Origin of the sequence: Aeromonas sp. R5-3, assembly GCF_040908225.1 — a bacterium.
Taxonomy (GTDB): domain Bacteria; phylum Pseudomonadota; class Gammaproteobacteria; order Enterobacterales; family Aeromonadaceae; genus Aeromonas; species Aeromonas dhakensis.
In genome coordinates this window covers 231,268-247,480 of the sequence record NZ_JBFODH010000029.1, presented here as the reverse complement: position 1 = coordinate 247,480, position 16,213 = coordinate 231,268, and the positions used below count along the sequence as shown (strand labels likewise).

Sequence of the window (16,213 nt, the reverse complement as noted above, 5' to 3'; positions counted from 1 at the left end):
CAATGCAAGGAGCAACGGATGAGCGTACTGGTACTGGTGGCCCCCGGGTCGGAAGAGATAGAGACGGTCGCCATCGTCGATACCCTGGTACGCGGGGCCATCGAGGTGGTGCTGGCCTCCTGCTGCCCGGCAGGGCAGCGCCAGATCAGGACCTCCCGCGGGGTACAGCTGGTGGCGGATTGTCACCTCGACGAGCTGGCGGATCAGGAGTTCGAGGCCATAGTGGTGCCGGGTGGCCTGCCCGGCAGCGAGGTTATCCGCGATACGCCGCGCGCCATCACCCTGCTCAAGGCGCAGGCGGCAGCGCAGCGCTGGCGGGCAGCCATCTGCGCCGCCCCCGCCGTGGTGCTGCTGCACCACGATCTGCTGGGGGAAGCCCGCGCCACCTGCCATCCCGGTTTTCAGGCCCGCTTGCCCGCGGCGCAGCTCAGTCACGCGCGGGTGGTGACCGATGAGGCTCATCACCTCATCACCAGCCAGGGGCCGGGCACCGCCATCGAGTTCGCCCTCGAGCTGGTGCGGGTGCTGCGCGGTGACGAGGCTGCCGGTGCGGTGGCCGGCCCCATGGTGTTGCCCCCCTCCTCACCCATGCCCTGAGTAAATAGCCCTCTCGCAATGACAGAGCGTCCCTTGCCGATTGGCAAGGGACGCTCTGCTTTGAGGCGAACTGCAAGCAGTCAGCCGGTTCAGCTCCGGCTCAACTGAGCATTTCGGGCCTGAGCTGCTCCATCAGCAGGTGGTTGTCGCTGTAATCCACCGGGATGGCCACCACCGCCGGCCCGCTCACCGCCATGGCGGCGCGCAGGGTCGCCCGCAGATCCTCGGCACAGGTGACGGCAAACCCGGCCGCCCCGAACGACTCGGCATAGGCCTTGAAGTTGATGGGACCAAAACTCACCCCTGAGCTGCGGCTGTACTTTTTCTCCTCCTGCATAGCCACCATGTTGTAGCCGTTATCGACCCAGATGATGTGTACTATGTTGGACTTGAGCCGCACCGCGGTCTCCAGCTCCATGCTCGATTGCATGAAGCTGCCATCGCCAGACACCGAGATGATCTTCTCCCCCGGGCGTACCATGGCCGCCCCGATGGCCCAGGGCAGCGCCACCCCCATGGTCTGCTGACCGTTGGAGATAAGCACCTGGCGGGCCCGGAAGCTATAGAGGTAGCGGGCAATCCAGATGTGGAAGCTGCCCATGTCCACGCACAATGTCATGTCCTGCCCGATGATGTCCTGCAGCTCCTTGACGATGCGCAGCGGATGGATGGGGGTACCCCCCAGCCGGCCGGCATGTTCGGCGAGTTGATGGCGCTGGGCGCGGATCTCGCCGAGCAGGGCAGTAATGGCTGGATCTCGCGCCAGCGGCTGATGCAGCATCCGGGTCAGCCGCGCCAGGTTGGCGCTGATGGAGCCCACCAGCTCCACCGCCGGGCAGTAGCTGCTGTCGATCTCCGCCGGCAGCGCATCGATGTGCAGCAGCTGGCGCTCACCGGTGCCGTTCCACAACACGGGATCGTATTCGATGGGGCTGTAGCCGATGCAGATCACCAGATCCGCATCCTGCAGCAGCTTGTCCCCCGGCTGGTTGTTGAACAGCCCCACCCGTCCGGCGAAGTCATCGAAATGGTGGGTATCCACCACCCCGGCCGCCTGATAGGTGCCGGTCACCGGCAACCGGCTCTTGTCGAGGAAGGCGCGCACCGCGAGAGAGTTCTCCGGCCGGCTGGCCAGCAGGCCGAGCAATACCACCGGTTTGCGAGCCCGCGCCAGCAGGCTCAGCGCCCGATCGATACCGCTCTCGTCGGCCGCTCCCGGCTCGGGGATGGCGCTCGGCACCAGAATGGCGCCGTCGGCCGGCTCGTTGATGATGTCCATCGGCAGGCTGACGAAGGCCGCTCCGGGCCTCCCCAGCTCGGCGCTGCGAAAGGCGTTGGCCATCACTTCGGAGAGGGCGGAGCCGGTGCCCACCTGGGCGCTGAACTTGGTAACCGGCCGGCACAGGCTGACGGTATCCAGGCTCTGGTGGGTCAGCTTGAGGCCGTCGGCCCGCCGCACGGCACCGCCCAGCGCCACCATGGCATCCCCTTCCGAGGTGGCGGTGGCAAGCCCCGTGATGAGGTTGGCGCAACCCGGCCCCGAAGTCACCAGCGCCACTCCGGCCTTGCCGGTCAGCCGGCCGACGGCGGCAGCCATAAAGGCGGCATTCGCCTCGTGACGCACCACTATGGTCTCGATGGGGGAGTCCTCCAGCGCATCGAATACCCTGTCTATCTTGGCCCCGGGAATGCCGAACACCTGCTTGACCCCCTGCGCCTCCAGATGGCGCACCACCAGTTCGGCCCCACAGGCCCAGTGTTGATTTTCCATGATGTCACTCCTTGTTAAGCGAAGGGCTCAGCCTTCGGCGGCGCGGATGGCGCGGTCCAGATCGGCGGGATTGAGGTCGGCCTGCTGAAAGGCCGGATTGCGGGGCAGCTCGATGTTGAGGTGTTGCACCACCGACAGCTGCAGCTGGCCGTGGCCCATGGCGTAGTCGAGGATATGGCCGCCGCCCCGGCGATCCTCGGTGATGAAGTGCTCGTGATAGCCGGCCACGTTGATCCCCTGCACGAAGGGCGGGCAACGAAAGCCGACCAGGGTGCCGCGCCGCTGGCTGAACGAGAACAGCGGCTGAGCCTCGATGGCCTCCAGCATGGGCTTGTAGGGGGGACTCTGACAGGGGACGGTGCGCACCTGCGCCTGCTCGAACAGGCCGTCGAGTCGAAAGGCGACGAAGACGTTGTCGGTACCCACCAACCTGTCCACCCACTGGTGGATCTCCTCGCGGCTCAAGGGGTGATCGAAGCGGCGCTGCAGGCAGGGGCGAAAGTGGGTCATCACCGCGAACGGGGTCTTCTGCTCGGCCCTGGCCGGACGGGCCGAGCCGTCAGCCTTGAGCTGGTGGATCTGGCGCTCGAACGCAATCAGCTCGCCGTCGAGCCGGTTGAAGGTCCCGAGGCCGAAGTCACCGTGGCGCAGCAGGTCGGCCATGGTGGTCTCCCCCTCGTAAACCCCCGCCAGCAGGGCGCTCATCAGGGAGCTCTGGTAGACCTCGCCGCCCCCCTGGCGAGCCTGCCAGCGAGCAAACTGCTGGCTGATCTCGATGGCGCAGTCACATGATGAATTGGTTTCCATTTGGATTTCACCTCCAATCCTGTTAGGTTGGCAAATCAGGATTCAATAGTGACCAAGATCACAGTTTGATACCAATATCCAAACCCATCAGCTTCGAGACGTACCAGATATGGAATTCCGTTACCTGCGCTACCTGGTGGCCGTGGCAGACAAACAGAGCTTTACCCGCGCCGCCGAGGCGCTGGGCATGGCCCAGCCGCCGCTCAGCCAGCAGATCCGCAAATTCGAACAGGAGGTGGGCACGCCGCTGTTTCACCGGCTGACCCGCAGTGTGGAGCTGACCGAGGCGGGGCTGAGCCTCTATCAGGATGCCAAGGGGATATTGGCGCAGACCGAGCAGGCCATGCAGAAGGCCAGGCGCATCGCCCGCGGCCAGCTGGGTTCGCTGCGCCTCGGCTTTGCCGGCTCTACCGTGCTGCACCCGAGCGTGCTGCAACTCATCCACGACTTTCGCCAGGCCTGGCCGGAGGTCAGCCTGCACCCCATCGAGAACAGCATGCCCAATCTGGTGCGCGATCTGGTGAGCGAGGAGCTGGATGCCGCCATCTTGCGTCTGCCCTGCAGCAGCAGCTCGGCGCTGGCCCACCACCTGATCGACGAGGAGGAGATGCTGATCGCCCTGCCCCCGCACCATCCGCTGGCCGGCAGTGGTGCCATTCCCATTGAGGCGCTGGCGCAGGATCCCTTCATCCTGTTCCCTCGCGAGCTCGGACCCGGGCTGCACGACGCCATCACCCAGCGCTGTCAGCGGGCCGGCTTCAGCCCCCGCCTCGGCAGCCAGAGTCCGCAGGTGATCTCTACCGTCGGCATGGTGCAGGCCGGTTTCGGGGTCGCCATCATCCCGCGCTCGGTCAGCGAGCTGCACCCCCACGGCGTCAGCTATCACCCCATCGCCGCCGAACAGCTCACCACCCGCATCAGCCTCGCCACCCGCCGCCATCCCCGTCAAAAAAGCCTGCAGCATCTGATTGGGCTGATCCCGCGCCAATCTTGAATCAACATCATGCAGAGCTTGATGATAAAGAGGGGGACTTTAGAGACAGGGGCTGGTTACAAGGCTGTGCAGAGTCTCTGTCAGCATATATTTTTGGTAGGATAACGATACGGCTCCACCTGACCAACTCGCACCAAAGGTTGCTCTATGGCAATCAAACCTATTGTGTGCCCTTTAAAGTGAGTAGGAAAATATAGCAGTGATAGCCACTAGGCATGGCCTAGCGTCCATCCAGCCCTGAGGTACTGGGTATATAACTGTCAGGCTTGACTTGCTCCAGGCTTATTCACCAGTTGCTCAAACGCGAGAGTCCTTCATTGACTGGTCAATTTTCCCTTTTCTTGCCCAAAGTCGATTGCAGCAACCATTTATCTAGCCACGAGTATTTTAAAATATTGAACAGCACAGCAAACCTAAGTAAACATCAACAAGCGAGAGCCTCTTTAAAATTACTTGATAAGCTCATCTAGCCTTCTTGGTACGCCTACATCCAGAGAACTGTGAGGTGCTCTATTTAATGAAAGAATAGTCTTGAATTCTCTATATTCTTGGCAATTTAATATTGAAAGCAAAGACACCAATATTTTATTTAATTCATTTTTATAGCAGTAAAAACTTGCAAACCCTGAGTAACCAAATGGAATAGTTTCGAATTGAACGAAGGCCATATTACTGACCACTTTAATTACATTAACTTTATTTTTGTTGAACAATGTATATTCTACACTTTCCTCCTTTTTGAAATCAGTGAAGAAAATTGCAAAAATAGCCATGCCACCAGCACCGACCAAGGATAACGGGCCTAATACGGCTACGGCCATAACACATACAAGTACACCTAACCAAGCCAATCCTCGAACCATTTTATAAGCGACATCAGGAATAGCATCCTGATAAATAGCAATAAGCCCTTCAGAGGTAAGTCGGTAATGATAATCTTTATCCGCCATTACCAAATAACGAAAATAAAGGGCTACCCCACCGCCCATCACAATAAATCCCCAACCTAGAGATATCATATTATCGCCTGACGCTAACCAAGCCCCAATCAAGATCAAAATCCCTATTGGTATTGATATGATCAGCCAAGTGTGAGGGCTTCTCACTCTAATGTTCCACTCATGTAACGTAGGAGCCTCACGCACTCTTTTTTGATTGGTATCGATAATGCGTTGTTGCTCCCCATGCGGTAGCACATGAAAAGGGGTTTCCTGCTCGCTCACCTCGATTACCTCATTCACCTTGTCCATCAGTTATTCCCCAACTTGCCGACCACCAACGCGGGCATTTTACCCAGATCGCCGCTGCTACTATTCAATATGACGCTCCCGCAGAATCATACCCTCGAAATAAACTAACTCCAATTTGATAGCCGAATTGGTATCAATCCCCAGCGGCAGGGTATAGACCATACCACCCAAACTTCCGTATTGGTGCTCAAGAAGATCGCCGGATAGTAAGCCAGCTTGTCCACCGAACAAACTGGCCTCCTAGTGAATAGCAATAACAGTTATTTCTCAATGGCAGTCGAGACAATAGAATCAAATCATTGGATGACCTTTTATATTTTTCATATCGACACACCTGATTTGATTTTTAATTATTTCAATAACACGTTCAAAATCCTCAGGCTTGCAATATAAATTGTCGCTATATGCGACTTTAAAGGGGGTGGATTCAAATCTCAGTGCCTTTTTTCTATTAGAAATAGAAAGCGTGTAGGGCCAGTCTTTTTTAAACATGGTTTCATGCTCTGTCACTTCACTCTTAAAGTCAGTGAAAAACACCGCAAAGAGCGCCATGCCACCTGCACCAACCAGGGCTAACGGCCCCAATACGGCCACGGCCATCACGCAAACCACCACACCAAGCCAAGCCAAACCACGCACTATAGTGTAGGCAGCCTCTGGAATAGCATCCTGATAGGTGACGATAACACCTTCTGTTGTGAGCCGGTAATGATAGTTTTTATCTGCCAACCATAAGTAACGAGTAAAGGCCGCAACTATTGCCCCCATGATAATAGGGGCCCAACCAGCATCATCATCGCTATACACTAGCCATATACCAATAGACATCATAATACCAACTGGGATTGAAATAACTAGCCAAACAAAAGGTGTTTCTACCCTAATATTCCACTCATGTAGCGTAGGGGCTTCACGCACTTTCTTCTGATTAGCATCGAGAATGCGCTGTTGGTCTTCCTGCGATAATAGATGAAAAGGGGTCTCCTGCTCGCACGCTTCAACTACCTCGCTTACCTTGTCCATTATTTATCCCCTTGCTTACCGACCACCAACTCGAGCATGGTACCCAGATCGCCGCTGCTGCTATTCAATGTGACTGGGCCACCACTGCTACTGCTGCCCTTGAAAAGAAACTTCCGCTGAATCATGCCCCCGAGATAACCCAGATCCAGTTTGATGGCCGAATTGGTATCAACCCCCAGCGGCAGGGAATAGACCATGTCATCCCAGCGCCCACGTAGCGTCTCTATCACCTTGGGTTTCATTGCAGCCAGATAACGGTCCAGCTCCTGTTTGGAGCGCGCGGGGATCATTTGGCCAGCACTGGCAAGTGATTGCAAAGTGACATTTAACCCTATGGGTTGTCCTCGTAAATGGGCAGGGAGTGAGAGTTCCAACTGTCACTGGGAACGACCTGTGTCCATCCAGCCCTAAGGTGCGGTGCGTACCACAGTCAAACTGCCCCCTGACTTATTGACCAGCATTTCAAAAGAAACCAGATCATCTACGATAGACTGATTGCACCAGAGTTGATTGAAATCACCACTTTTTTGACACCAATAATTTCTCTATAACTGTCATATCTGACAAAAGTATTACTCGAAGGATTTACTTATTGATCTCATCCAGCCTTCTTGGCGTGCCAACATCCAATACACCAACGGGAGCTCTGCGAAGAGATAATTCACTTTTAAACTCTCTATATTCATCGCACCCAAGCTCCTTCATTAAACTTGATAAAATCCTATATAGCTCACCTTTATTGCAATATAAATAAGAGAACTCAAACCAACTGAATGGAATGATATCAAAGCGAATAAGGCTTCTATTTTTTACAACTTTCACAACATATTTTTTATCTTTATTAAAAACCGTGTATTCAACTGAGACTTTCTTTTCGAAGTTAGTAAAAAAAACAGCAAAAAGTGCCATTCCACCTGCACCAACCAGTGCTAACGGTCCCAATACAGCCATAGCCATCACGCAAACCACCACCCCAAGCCAAGCCAAGCCACGCACTATGGTGTAGGCCATTTCGGGAATGGCATCTTGATAAGTGGTGATTAAACCTTCTGTCGTTAGCCGATAATGGTAATGCTTATCAGCCATAACCAAATAGCGCAAATAGGGGAACATAATCACCCCCACTATAATAAAAACCCAGCCATTGGATGAACTATTCCATAACATTCCCGCACCGATAAGTATAGGTGTACCGATCAACAAAAATATAAAAACAGGAACAAAAGACTCTCTAACCCTTATTTCCCATTCATGTATCGTCGGTGCCTCGCGTACTCTTTTCTGATTGTTAGTGTTGATTTCATGCTGCTCTTCCTGCGATAGTTGATGAAGAGGGGTTTCCTGCTCACTTACCTCAGCCATTGCATTCACCTTATTCATTATTTATTTCCTTGGTTGCCAACTACCAAATCCGGTATTTTTACCAGTTCACCACTACTTGTATCCAATGTGATTGGGCCGTTGCTATTTCCGCTCCCCTTGAAGATAATTTTCCGCTGGACCATACCGCCCATATATCCCAGTTCCAGCTTGATGGCCGAATTGGCATCCACACCCAGCGGCAGGGAATAGTCCATGTCCTCCCAGCTCCCGCGATATGTCTCCAGCGTTCTGGGTTGCATGGCGGTCTGATAGCTGGCCAAGTCCTCTTTCGTGTGTACCGGCACCATTTGACCGACCAGAGCCAGAGGTTGGCCGATAACGCTTAGCCCAATGGTCAACCCCCGTAAGACGTTAGCCACCAAGTGTTGAAATTTGATCAACCAGGAAGATGGCTTGCCCCTGATGGATTACAACGGTAGAAATTTCACTACGTAAAAATTGACGACCAGCTCTATTTAACATAGCTGGTCGAATAAAGAATTTAATTTGTTTCGTTAAATCCCAGGGTGACCTTTGATATATTTTACACTTTCAATAAAGATATGAGACTTTATTAAGTTGAGAATAACGTCTATATCCTCGACTCTACAATAAAGTGTACGACTGAACGCAGACTTAAACGGTACAGATTCAAACCGCAATGCTCTATGTCTCTTCGAGATGGTAAAGACGTGTGGCCATTTTTTGTTAAATAGAGTGAATTCCTCACAGACTTCACTCTTAAAGTCAGTGAAAAATACAGCAAAGAGAGCCATGCCACCTGCACCAACCAGTGCTAACGGACCCAATACAGCCACAGCCATCACGCAAACCACCACCCCAAGCCAAGCCAACCCACGGACTATGGTATAGGCCATTTCGGGAATGGTATCTTGATAAGTGGTGATTAAACCTTCTGTCGTTAGCCGATAATGGTAGTGTTTATCCGCCATCACCAAGTAACGTAAATAGAGCATCATTACTATCGACATTCCGATCATCATATAAACAAAAGTCCAATCATTATCTCCAGCAAACCATACCGCCGCACCTCCAAATAGCATCATTGAACCAACGACTATTAATATCATTGGCCATGCAAATGCTGTAGACACCCGGATATCCCATTCATGAAGAGTTTGTGCCTCACGCACCCTTTTCTGATTGGCATCTATTATGCGTTGTTGCTCTTCCTGCGGTAACAGATAAAATGGGGTTTCCTGCTCGCTAACCTCGATTGCCTCGTTCACCTTGTCCATCAATTATTCCCCAACTTGCCGACCACCAACGCGGGCATGGTCCCCAGATCGCCGCTGCTGCTATTCAATGTGACAGGGCCGCCACTGCTACTGCTGCCCTTGAAAATGCACTCCCGCTGAATCATCCCCTCGAAATAAACTAACTCCAGTTTGATAGCCGAATTGGTATCAATCCCCAGCGGCAGGGTATAGACCATGCCACCTAAACTTCCGTATTGAGGCTCAAGAAGATCACCGGATAGTAAGCCAGCTTGTCCACCGAACAAACTGGCCTCCTAGTGAATAGCAATAACAGTTATTTCTCAATGACAGTCGAGACATTAGAATCAAATCATTGGATGACCTTTTATATTTTTTATATCGACACACCTGATTTGGTTTTTAATCATTTCAATAACACGTTCAAAATCCTCAGACTTACAATATAAATTGTCGCTATATGCGACTTTAAAGGGGGTGGATTCAAATCTCAGTGCCTTTTTTCTATTAGAAATAGAAAGCGTGTAGGGCCAGTCTTTTCTAAACATTGTTTCATGCTCTGAAACTTCACTTTTAAAGTCAGTGAAAAATACAGCAAAGAGTGCCATGCCACCAGCGCCAACCAAGGCTAGTGGCCCCAATATGGCAACCGCTACGACACATACCACCACACCAAGCCAAGCCAAACCACGCACTATGGTGTAGGCCACCTCGGGAATAGCATCTTGATAAGTGACGACTACACCCTCCGTAGTTAACCGATAATGGTAATCTTTATCCGCCATCACTAAATATCGAAGATAGGGGAGCATAATTGCCCCCACTATAATAAATACCCAACCATTGGATGACTCATTCCATATCATGGCACTACCAATCAAGGTAGGTATTCCGATTAAAAAGAGTATCCCCAGCCAGGCAAATGCAGCTGGAACTCGGATGTCCCATTCATGAAGAGTTGGTGCCTCTCGCACCTTTTTCTGATTGGCATCGAGAATACACTGTTGCTCTTCTTGAGGTAGCAGATGGAAAGGAGTCTCCTGCTCATTGCCCTCAATAACTTCGTCTGTCTTTTCCATTATTTATTCCCTTGCTTGCCGACCACCAACGCGGGCATGGTACCCAGATCACCGCTACTGCCATTCAATGTAACAGGACCGCTACTATTACTGCTGCCCTTGAAAATAAACTCCCGCTGAATCATGCCCCCGAGATAGCCTAGTTCCAGTTTGATAGCCGAATTGGTATCTACACCCAGCGGCAAGGAATAGACCATGTCATCCCAACGCCCTCGTAGTGTCTCTATCATCTTGGGTTTCATTGCCGCCAGATAACGGTCCAGCTCCTGTTTGGAGCGCGCGGGGATCATCTGACCAGCACTGGCAAGTGGTTGAGAAGTGACATTTAACCCTATGGTTTGTCCTCGCAAATGGGCAGGGAGTGAAAGTTGCAACTGCCACTGGGAACGACCGGTATCCATCCACCCCTGAGGTGCGGTGCGTACCACAGTCAAACTGGCCCCAGGCTTATTGACCAACATTTCAAAGCGAGCCAGCTCATCTTCAGTAGACCAGTTGGCAGGCTGCTTGCCCCAGGTTGATTGCAGCAACCATTTCTCCAGATCCGAGCGTTTAAAGATATTGAGCAGCACTGTCAGCACCAGATAGGCGGCACCTAGCACAAAGAGCCCAACCAGCATCCAAGGCGCAAAAATCGCAGCGACTGATGAGAAACCCAATCCATTCCCCAACAGATAGAAGAGTTGTGCGCCAAAGATGATTCCTTGCCCCAGCAATACCCCTGCTTTCATCTGCAAGAGTGTTTTTTCCATGCTGCTTATCAAGGGATCCTTGCTGGCCTGAAAGGTATCCCACATTTCTGCCCCGGCCGCCGCCATCCCTAGGCTAGAAAAAGCCACCATACGCCAGGCAAAGCTTCTAACCCAGACCGCATGCTCACCTTCTTTTATTGCTGCTTTTATCGAGATTGCTGTCAGGGCTCGTTTACCTCCATCAGTAGTGAGCGGCTTTAACTTCTCCCACGCCGCCCCCTGATAGAGCGCGGCGATGGCATTACCCGTCCAGGCAAAGGCAGAGCCCAGCTGCAAATTGGCCCGTTCCCGGCCGATGGACTGGGCGTTTTGCGCCGTCCCTGAGATGACCACTGTCAGATTCCAGAGGTTGAGCAGGGCAACCAGCCCGCCAAAGGTCGCCAGATTGGGAATTCTCTCGTTCATGGCCGTGATGCGTTGATTCACGCCGCTACGTACGCTCGCCAGATAGTCACCAACATATTGTCTGGCTTGTTGCTGGTAGAGATCGCCTTTCAGTTTCACCAGCAGGGGCATTTCGCTGGCAATCAGGGTATCAAGCTGTTGCTGCAAGGTTTTTAGCTGACCGTTGATGGCCTTCACCGTGGTGCTGCGCCCGGGAGGGGGGGAGCTGATGGCCGACATCTCCTTGACTATGATCCAGACCTTCTGCTGGAAGCGGTTGTGGAGCATCCGATAGTCTCGGTTGACCTGCAGCGGCTGGTCGCCGAGCAGGGATTCCAGCAGTACCAGTCTGAGGTTGCCCGCCAGGCTGTTCTTCCAGGCATGGGGCAAGATGGCCGCCATGATCTGGGCGTGAGCCCCCTTGGCCATGGACTTTCCAGCCATTTTCATGGCTTCAATGACGGCTTCGATCGTCTGGAACCAGGACTTTTGCTTGAATCTCTCGTCCCCCAATAGCGTCTCCAGATCAGCCGTTCTGCCATAGAGGGCTGTCATATCCCCAGAGGAGGTGCTGAGCCAGGCATTGTCTACCGTCAGCTCGCTCAGTCCCTTGTGCAACGCGGCATCAAAGCCATAAGGGGCCAGCGCCAGCAAGTTGTCGCGGCTCTTTTCGCCCAGCAGTTTCTCCAGCGCTTTCTTCCTCTCCTCCGTGCGGCAGCTAAGAGAGAGAACCGGCCCGGCCTCGGCAAACAGGGTCTGCAGATAGGCTTGTCCCTTGGGTGTTCTGTTGTCCAGACCAAAGGGCAGCGGATCGGCCTTGAGGCGGGTCACACCGTTGAACAGGTCTTCATGAGCCCGCGTCAGGGCCAGATCCAGCTCATTGAGTGGCACCTGATACTGCTTGATAAAGGCATTGAGCCCGCTCCAGTTGACCTCATCCTGGAAGGCTGCGCGCTCTTTCCATTGGGAAACCTGTTTTTGAGATGGATTGAAACCATATTGTTCCCGCAAGATTTTCAGCTTCTCATCAGCCCGTTTCTCCATGGGGGAGTTGAACCGCACCATCCCGGGCTCTGCCGTCATGCTCTCCATGTCGGCGAGGTAGCGATCCCCAAGATAATCATCCAGCGCCTCTTCAAAGGCCTGGGTCCTGGCGACATTGCCCCTGACGGAGGCGGGCAACTCCTTCTCGTCGAGCCGCACCCTGGCCAGGTTGCGCGTGACCTCCGCCATCATCAGCTTGTGGCTGTTGACCTTGATGGTGGCATCATCTTTCCCCAGCAGTGCTTCGCGCTTGGCGAGCAGTTGATTGACCTTCATGGAAAGGTCGGCAAGGTCGGCCAGCGGGTCCTCCAGAGCGACCACCATGGCGCTCTTGGGATCCGGTATGCCCGCCTTGTAGGCAGTCGGTGAACTCGCCGGTTTGTGAGCCAGCAACTTGATCCCCTGCTTGTCCTCTTCGGCAGGCTTGGCAAGGGGGGTAGAAGAGAGCACAAATCCCTTGTTGGACATCCCCAGGTCCGCAACCTTGTCGAGCACATCGGGCAGACCGCAATGAGGGGCCTTCATGGTGCTGGCAAAACTGCCCAGTTTCACCTGCCGCATCCAGGTGGTGCGCAAACCGCCGCTCTTTTCCATCTCATGCTTGATGCGCCCCGTCCAGCGCAGGGGAGAATAAGCGAGGGAGAGGGTATGGCTCGCCGGGTAGAGCAGATGCCCCTTGCTTCCCTTGCTCTGGCTGATGAAGGTCGATCCTTTTATCTCGTACTCATCAAATGTCTTGGTCTTTTCGTCATACACATAGAGCCAGCCATCACGCAGTTGGCGCAAGGCATAACCGCTCTCTTTCAACTTGAGAGGCACCACAAAGCCTGCTCCGGCGGGGACTGGGTGAGGCTGCTTTTGTGGCAGGGAGAACGGCTCATCCAGGGCATAACGCACCGGGATGATGGCAATCTTCTTGTTCTTGAGCGGACAGACTCCTGCCGGGCTCTTGCTGTCGGTCGTGTTTGCACACTGGGCGGCTTGATTGGGCGTACTCATGCGTCTTGATCCTTGTTGCTCAATGCGGCAGCAAGCTCGGCGGCCTGCTCGATACGTTGCGAAGGGGTCTGGGGCGAACGCTGGGTAATCAACGCCTTGATCCGGGGATGCTCATCTTCATCAAACCAGTCACTGCCGAGATACCCCATCACATTGAAAAACAGCAGCAGATCCCGCTCGCTCTCGAATCCCTGGGCATAGGCGTAATCAGCCCAATGGGCAATCCACGCCATGGGTTCTGGCAGCTTCAGCATGCGAGCCCCAAACCAGGTGTGCATGTGTGCTCTTATCCCATCGAGGGTGTTCAACCAGCTCACCTCTCCCAGACGGCGCCACTGCACGTCGGAAAGTCGCAGGCGCTCCCCCATGGGGGACCCCATTCCAGGCTCGGCAACCTTGTGCTGCCACACCTGCCCCTCCCCCTGCCGGGTCGGGATCCAGACTTGAGCCACCCCCTGCCAGAGCCAGGGTTCATCATCCATAAACAGCCGCCACATGGTCTCCGGCATGGCCAGCTTGAGCAGAATCCTGCTGCCATAGGGACTCTCCACCTCGATTAGCTCACGCAGTCGCTCGGCCAACGGCAACAGAGCAAGAGGGGACGATAACAGGTAACCCCATGATGCATCGCGGTTTTGCATAAACCAATCCAGCAGATTGGGCGTTACACATATCAGACAGGGGCTCACTTCTCGCAAGCTGTCCCAGGGGGCGTGAAGGTAAACGGGTTGATAGGAAGGAGATGCGTCCTGCTCGAACAACACTCGCTCAAGCGCGGGAATGCGCGCCCCATCTAGCAACAGATAGAGTTGCTCACCTCTGTTCAGTTCGATGTCGGGACGCTCTGCGACTAAAGCCATGGCCATCAGCCACCACCCTCCTGTCTGGCCAGTTGCTCACAGATCTCGCACACAGGTTCGGCAGACTTGAGCGTCGCAATCTGACGTGCGGGGTCCATGGGAGGCGGTGGCGCCACCACTTCAACCGCACCGGGCTGGATCGGCATCTGCCCGGCCCAACCGGAGCCAGAGCCCGGGCTGCCGCCAGAGTTCATCTTGATGGAGCCGCCTGAGAGAGTGACGCCACTCGGATCGATTTTGACAAAACTCCCCCCCACCTTGAGGGTAAGCTCAGCCCCCGCTTCCATCACGATCTTCATACCCGCCTTGTGATGTACCTCGGACCCCGCCTCCACCAGCAGGGACTGCCCCAACTTCTGGTGCAAACTGGCATCCACCGTCAGCGAGTAGTCGGCTTTTATCTGGTCACGCTTCTCGCCCTCCACCGTCAGGTGGTCATTGGCCTTGATGCGGGTCACCCGTTCATTGTCGATATCGGTGTGCTGGTCGTGTTTGATATGCCAGGCCGCATCGTTCTCTATCAACACGTTCAGGTCTTTCTGGCCGTGGATGTAAATCTCTTCCTGCCCAGCCTGGTCTTCAAAACGTAGCTCGTTGAAGCCCTCACCCTGATGGGTCTCGGTGCGCAGCACGGTGCGGGTCTTGTTGGCCGGCAACTCGTAGGGCGGCCGGTTGGTGGCATGGAAGGTTCGGCCGGTCACGATGGGCTGGTCTGGGTCCCCTTCCAGGAACGAGACAATGACCTCGTGGCCGATGCGCGGGATGGCCATCATGCCGTACTGACCACCGGCCCAGCCCTGGGAGACTCGCACCCAGCAGGAACTCTGATCGTTACTCGAACCGTAGCGGTCCCACGGGAATTGCAGCTTGACCCGGCCGTGCTCGTCGCAGTAAATCTCTTCCCCGTCGGGGCCCACCACCATGGCGATTTGCGGGCCATCCACCATGGGCTTGTGGGGGGCCTCTGGGCTGCCGATGCGCGCCCGCCAGGTGGTGCTCGCCTTCACCACCCCGAACTCGTTGTGGTAGACGGTGGGGCCGCTGCCCCCCTCCTCTTCCAGTGCCTGCGGTTGCAAGCCGGTGTGCTGGATGCGCACGATTTGCCAATCGGTGTTAAGGCTGCCGTTGGGGTGTTCGGTGAGTGAAAACGTCTGCCCCGGCTGCAAGGCCGCGCAGTTGGACTTAGCCTGGCCCGCTACCGCATCGTTGCGCAGCGCATCGAGCCGGTGCTGGGCAAAGGCCTTGCCGCTCGGGTCCGCTTTGTAGCGGCCCGGGAAATCGAAGTGCTGGTAGGTGTCGCGCTGGTGTTCGAGCTCTGCGCCCTGCTTCTTGTGGGAGAGACCGTAGGCCGGGGTCTTGAAGCTGTAGTCTTTGAGCTCCACATCCGACGGGCGCACCGCCTCACGGTAGTGGAACTGTCGCACATAGGGGCCTTGCTCGAGGGAACGGTTACCGAGGTTGAAGAAGAGCTCGGGGCCGGCGGTCAGGGCCGCCGCGTCATCGGCAAACACAATGCTGTGTTTGCCCGCTTCAAACTCGTGGAAGTAGAACATCCCCTCTTCGGCTGCGAGCCGGTTCACGAAGTCGAGGTCGGTTTCCCGATACTGCACGCAATATTCGCGCTTGGCGTGCTCGTTTTTCAGCGCAAAGGCATAGTCGGTGATGCCGTGCTCTTGCAACAGGATAGAGAGGATTTCATCGGGCTTCTGCGCCTGAAAAATGCGGGAGTTCTGGCGCAAAGAGAGTCGCCACAGCGCCGGCTGCACCAGCAGCTGATAGCGGGTGCGGCGAAAGCCGCTGTCCCCTTGCGCAAAGTCACTGACCACCCCGCACACCCGCCGCTGCAGCTCGCCGTGGTACCACACCAGCAGCTCGCACGGCTGGTCCAGCACGGTGCCAAAGTCGATGTCGGGCTGGCTGCTTGCCAGCTCAAGGCGCAGGTTGAACGGCTGGTTCAGCGCTTCATCCAGCGCAAACTCGGCCACCACGAAGGTGCTCTCGGGCAGGGCCCCCACCTTGACGGTAAATTGTAATCCTGTGCTGTCTGCCATGA

16 protein-coding genes are annotated in these 16,213 nt (G+C 55.0%); 2 read left to right on the top strand and 14 right to left on the bottom strand.

Annotation, left to right across the window (positions count from 1 at the left end; genetic code table 11):
• The first annotated feature begins 18 nt into the window (after window positions 1-18).
• Complete coding sequence (locus AB5Y95_RS20445) at window positions 19-597, top strand: DJ-1 family glyoxalase III (protein WP_368161933.1); 579 nt, start codon at window positions 19-21, stop codon at window positions 595-597.
• A gap of 100 nt (window positions 598-697) precedes the next feature.
• Here AB5Y95_RS20445 and alsS read toward each other — a convergent pair whose 3' ends face one another.
• Window positions 698-2,368 (bottom strand): acetolactate synthase AlsS, encoded by a 1,671-nt coding sequence (gene alsS / locus AB5Y95_RS20440; RefSeq protein WP_005303598.1) that lies wholly within the window; start codon window positions 2,366-2,368, stop codon window positions 698-700.
• Window positions 2,369-2,395: 27 nt separating this feature from the next.
• Window positions 2,396-3,175, bottom strand: a complete 780-nt coding sequence (budA, locus tag AB5Y95_RS20435; protein WP_017787776.1) for an acetolactate decarboxylase — start codon at window positions 3,173-3,175, stop codon at window positions 2,396-2,398.
• Between the two features lie 109 nt (window positions 3,176-3,284).
• Between budA and AB5Y95_RS20430 the strand changes: the two genes are divergently transcribed.
• Window positions 3,285-4,169 (top strand): LysR family transcriptional regulator, encoded by an 885-nt coding sequence (locus AB5Y95_RS20430; protein ID WP_368161930.1) that lies wholly within the window; start codon window positions 3,285-3,287, stop codon window positions 4,167-4,169.
• A gap of 449 nt (window positions 4,170-4,618) precedes the next feature.
• On the opposite strand, the gene AB5Y95_RS20425 is transcribed toward AB5Y95_RS20430, so the two are convergent.
• The 12 genes from AB5Y95_RS20425 to AB5Y95_RS20370 form a co-directional block, all read right to left on the bottom strand.
• Entirely contained in the window at window positions 4,619-5,419 is an 801-nt protein-coding gene (locus tag AB5Y95_RS20425; RefSeq protein WP_368161929.1) for a hypothetical protein, read from the bottom strand.
• Window positions 5,420-5,479: 60 nt separating this feature from the next.
• Entirely contained in the window at window positions 5,480-5,650 is a 171-nt protein-coding gene (locus AB5Y95_RS20420; protein WP_368161927.1) for a hypothetical protein, read from the bottom strand.
• 60 nt (window positions 5,651-5,710) lie between these two features.
• Complete coding sequence (locus AB5Y95_RS20415) at window positions 5,711-6,442, bottom strand: hypothetical protein (RefSeq protein WP_368161926.1); 732 nt, start codon at window positions 6,440-6,442, stop codon at window positions 5,711-5,713.
• A complete protein-coding gene (locus AB5Y95_RS20410) occupies window positions 6,442-6,759 on the bottom strand; it encodes a hypothetical protein (RefSeq protein ID WP_157850313.1) in 318 nt (105 codons plus the stop codon). The genes AB5Y95_RS20415 and AB5Y95_RS20410 overlap by 1 nt, the downstream gene beginning before the upstream one ends.
• Window positions 6,760-7,027: 268 nt before the next feature.
• On the bottom strand, window positions 7,028-7,822 hold the full coding sequence (locus AB5Y95_RS20405) for a hypothetical protein (RefSeq protein WP_054544274.1): 795 nt from the start codon (window positions 7,820-7,822) through the stop codon (window positions 7,028-7,030).
• Window positions 7,822-8,019, bottom strand: a complete 198-nt coding sequence (locus AB5Y95_RS20400; protein WP_157850312.1) for a hypothetical protein — start codon at window positions 8,017-8,019, stop codon at window positions 7,822-7,824. The genes AB5Y95_RS20405 and AB5Y95_RS20400 overlap by 1 nt, the downstream gene beginning before the upstream one ends.
• A gap of 300 nt (window positions 8,020-8,319) precedes the next feature.
• Window positions 8,320-9,063 carry a hypothetical protein gene (locus tag AB5Y95_RS20395; protein ID WP_054544272.1) on the bottom strand — a complete coding sequence of 248 codons (744 nt, stop codon included), beginning with the start codon at window positions 9,061-9,063 and terminating at the stop codon, window positions 8,320-8,322.
• Window positions 9,063-9,329 carry a hypothetical protein gene (locus AB5Y95_RS20390; RefSeq protein ID WP_126882622.1) on the bottom strand — a complete coding sequence of 89 codons (267 nt, stop codon included), beginning with the start codon at window positions 9,327-9,329 and terminating at the stop codon, window positions 9,063-9,065. The genes AB5Y95_RS20395 and AB5Y95_RS20390 overlap by 1 nt, the downstream gene beginning before the upstream one ends.
• A gap of 60 nt (window positions 9,330-9,389) precedes the next feature.
• On the bottom strand, window positions 9,390-10,121 hold the full coding sequence (locus AB5Y95_RS20385) for a hypothetical protein (RefSeq protein ID WP_054544271.1): 732 nt from the start codon (window positions 10,119-10,121) through the stop codon (window positions 9,390-9,392).
• Complete coding sequence (locus AB5Y95_RS20380) at window positions 10,121-13,300, bottom strand: T6SS effector BTH_I2691 family protein (protein WP_368161925.1); 3,180 nt, start codon at window positions 13,298-13,300, stop codon at window positions 10,121-10,123. Before AB5Y95_RS20380 ends, AB5Y95_RS20385 begins: the two co-directional genes overlap by 1 nt.
• Complete coding sequence (locus AB5Y95_RS20375) at window positions 13,297-14,160, bottom strand: DUF4123 domain-containing protein (protein ID WP_368162113.1); 864 nt, start codon at window positions 14,158-14,160, stop codon at window positions 13,297-13,299. The genes AB5Y95_RS20380 and AB5Y95_RS20375 overlap by 4 nt, the downstream gene beginning before the upstream one ends.
• A gap of 5 nt (window positions 14,161-14,165) precedes the next feature.
• Entirely contained in the window at window positions 14,166-16,211 is a 2,046-nt protein-coding gene (locus AB5Y95_RS20370; RefSeq protein ID WP_368161924.1) for a type VI secretion system tip protein VgrG, read from the bottom strand.
• Window positions 16,212-16,213 lie beyond the last annotated feature (2 nt).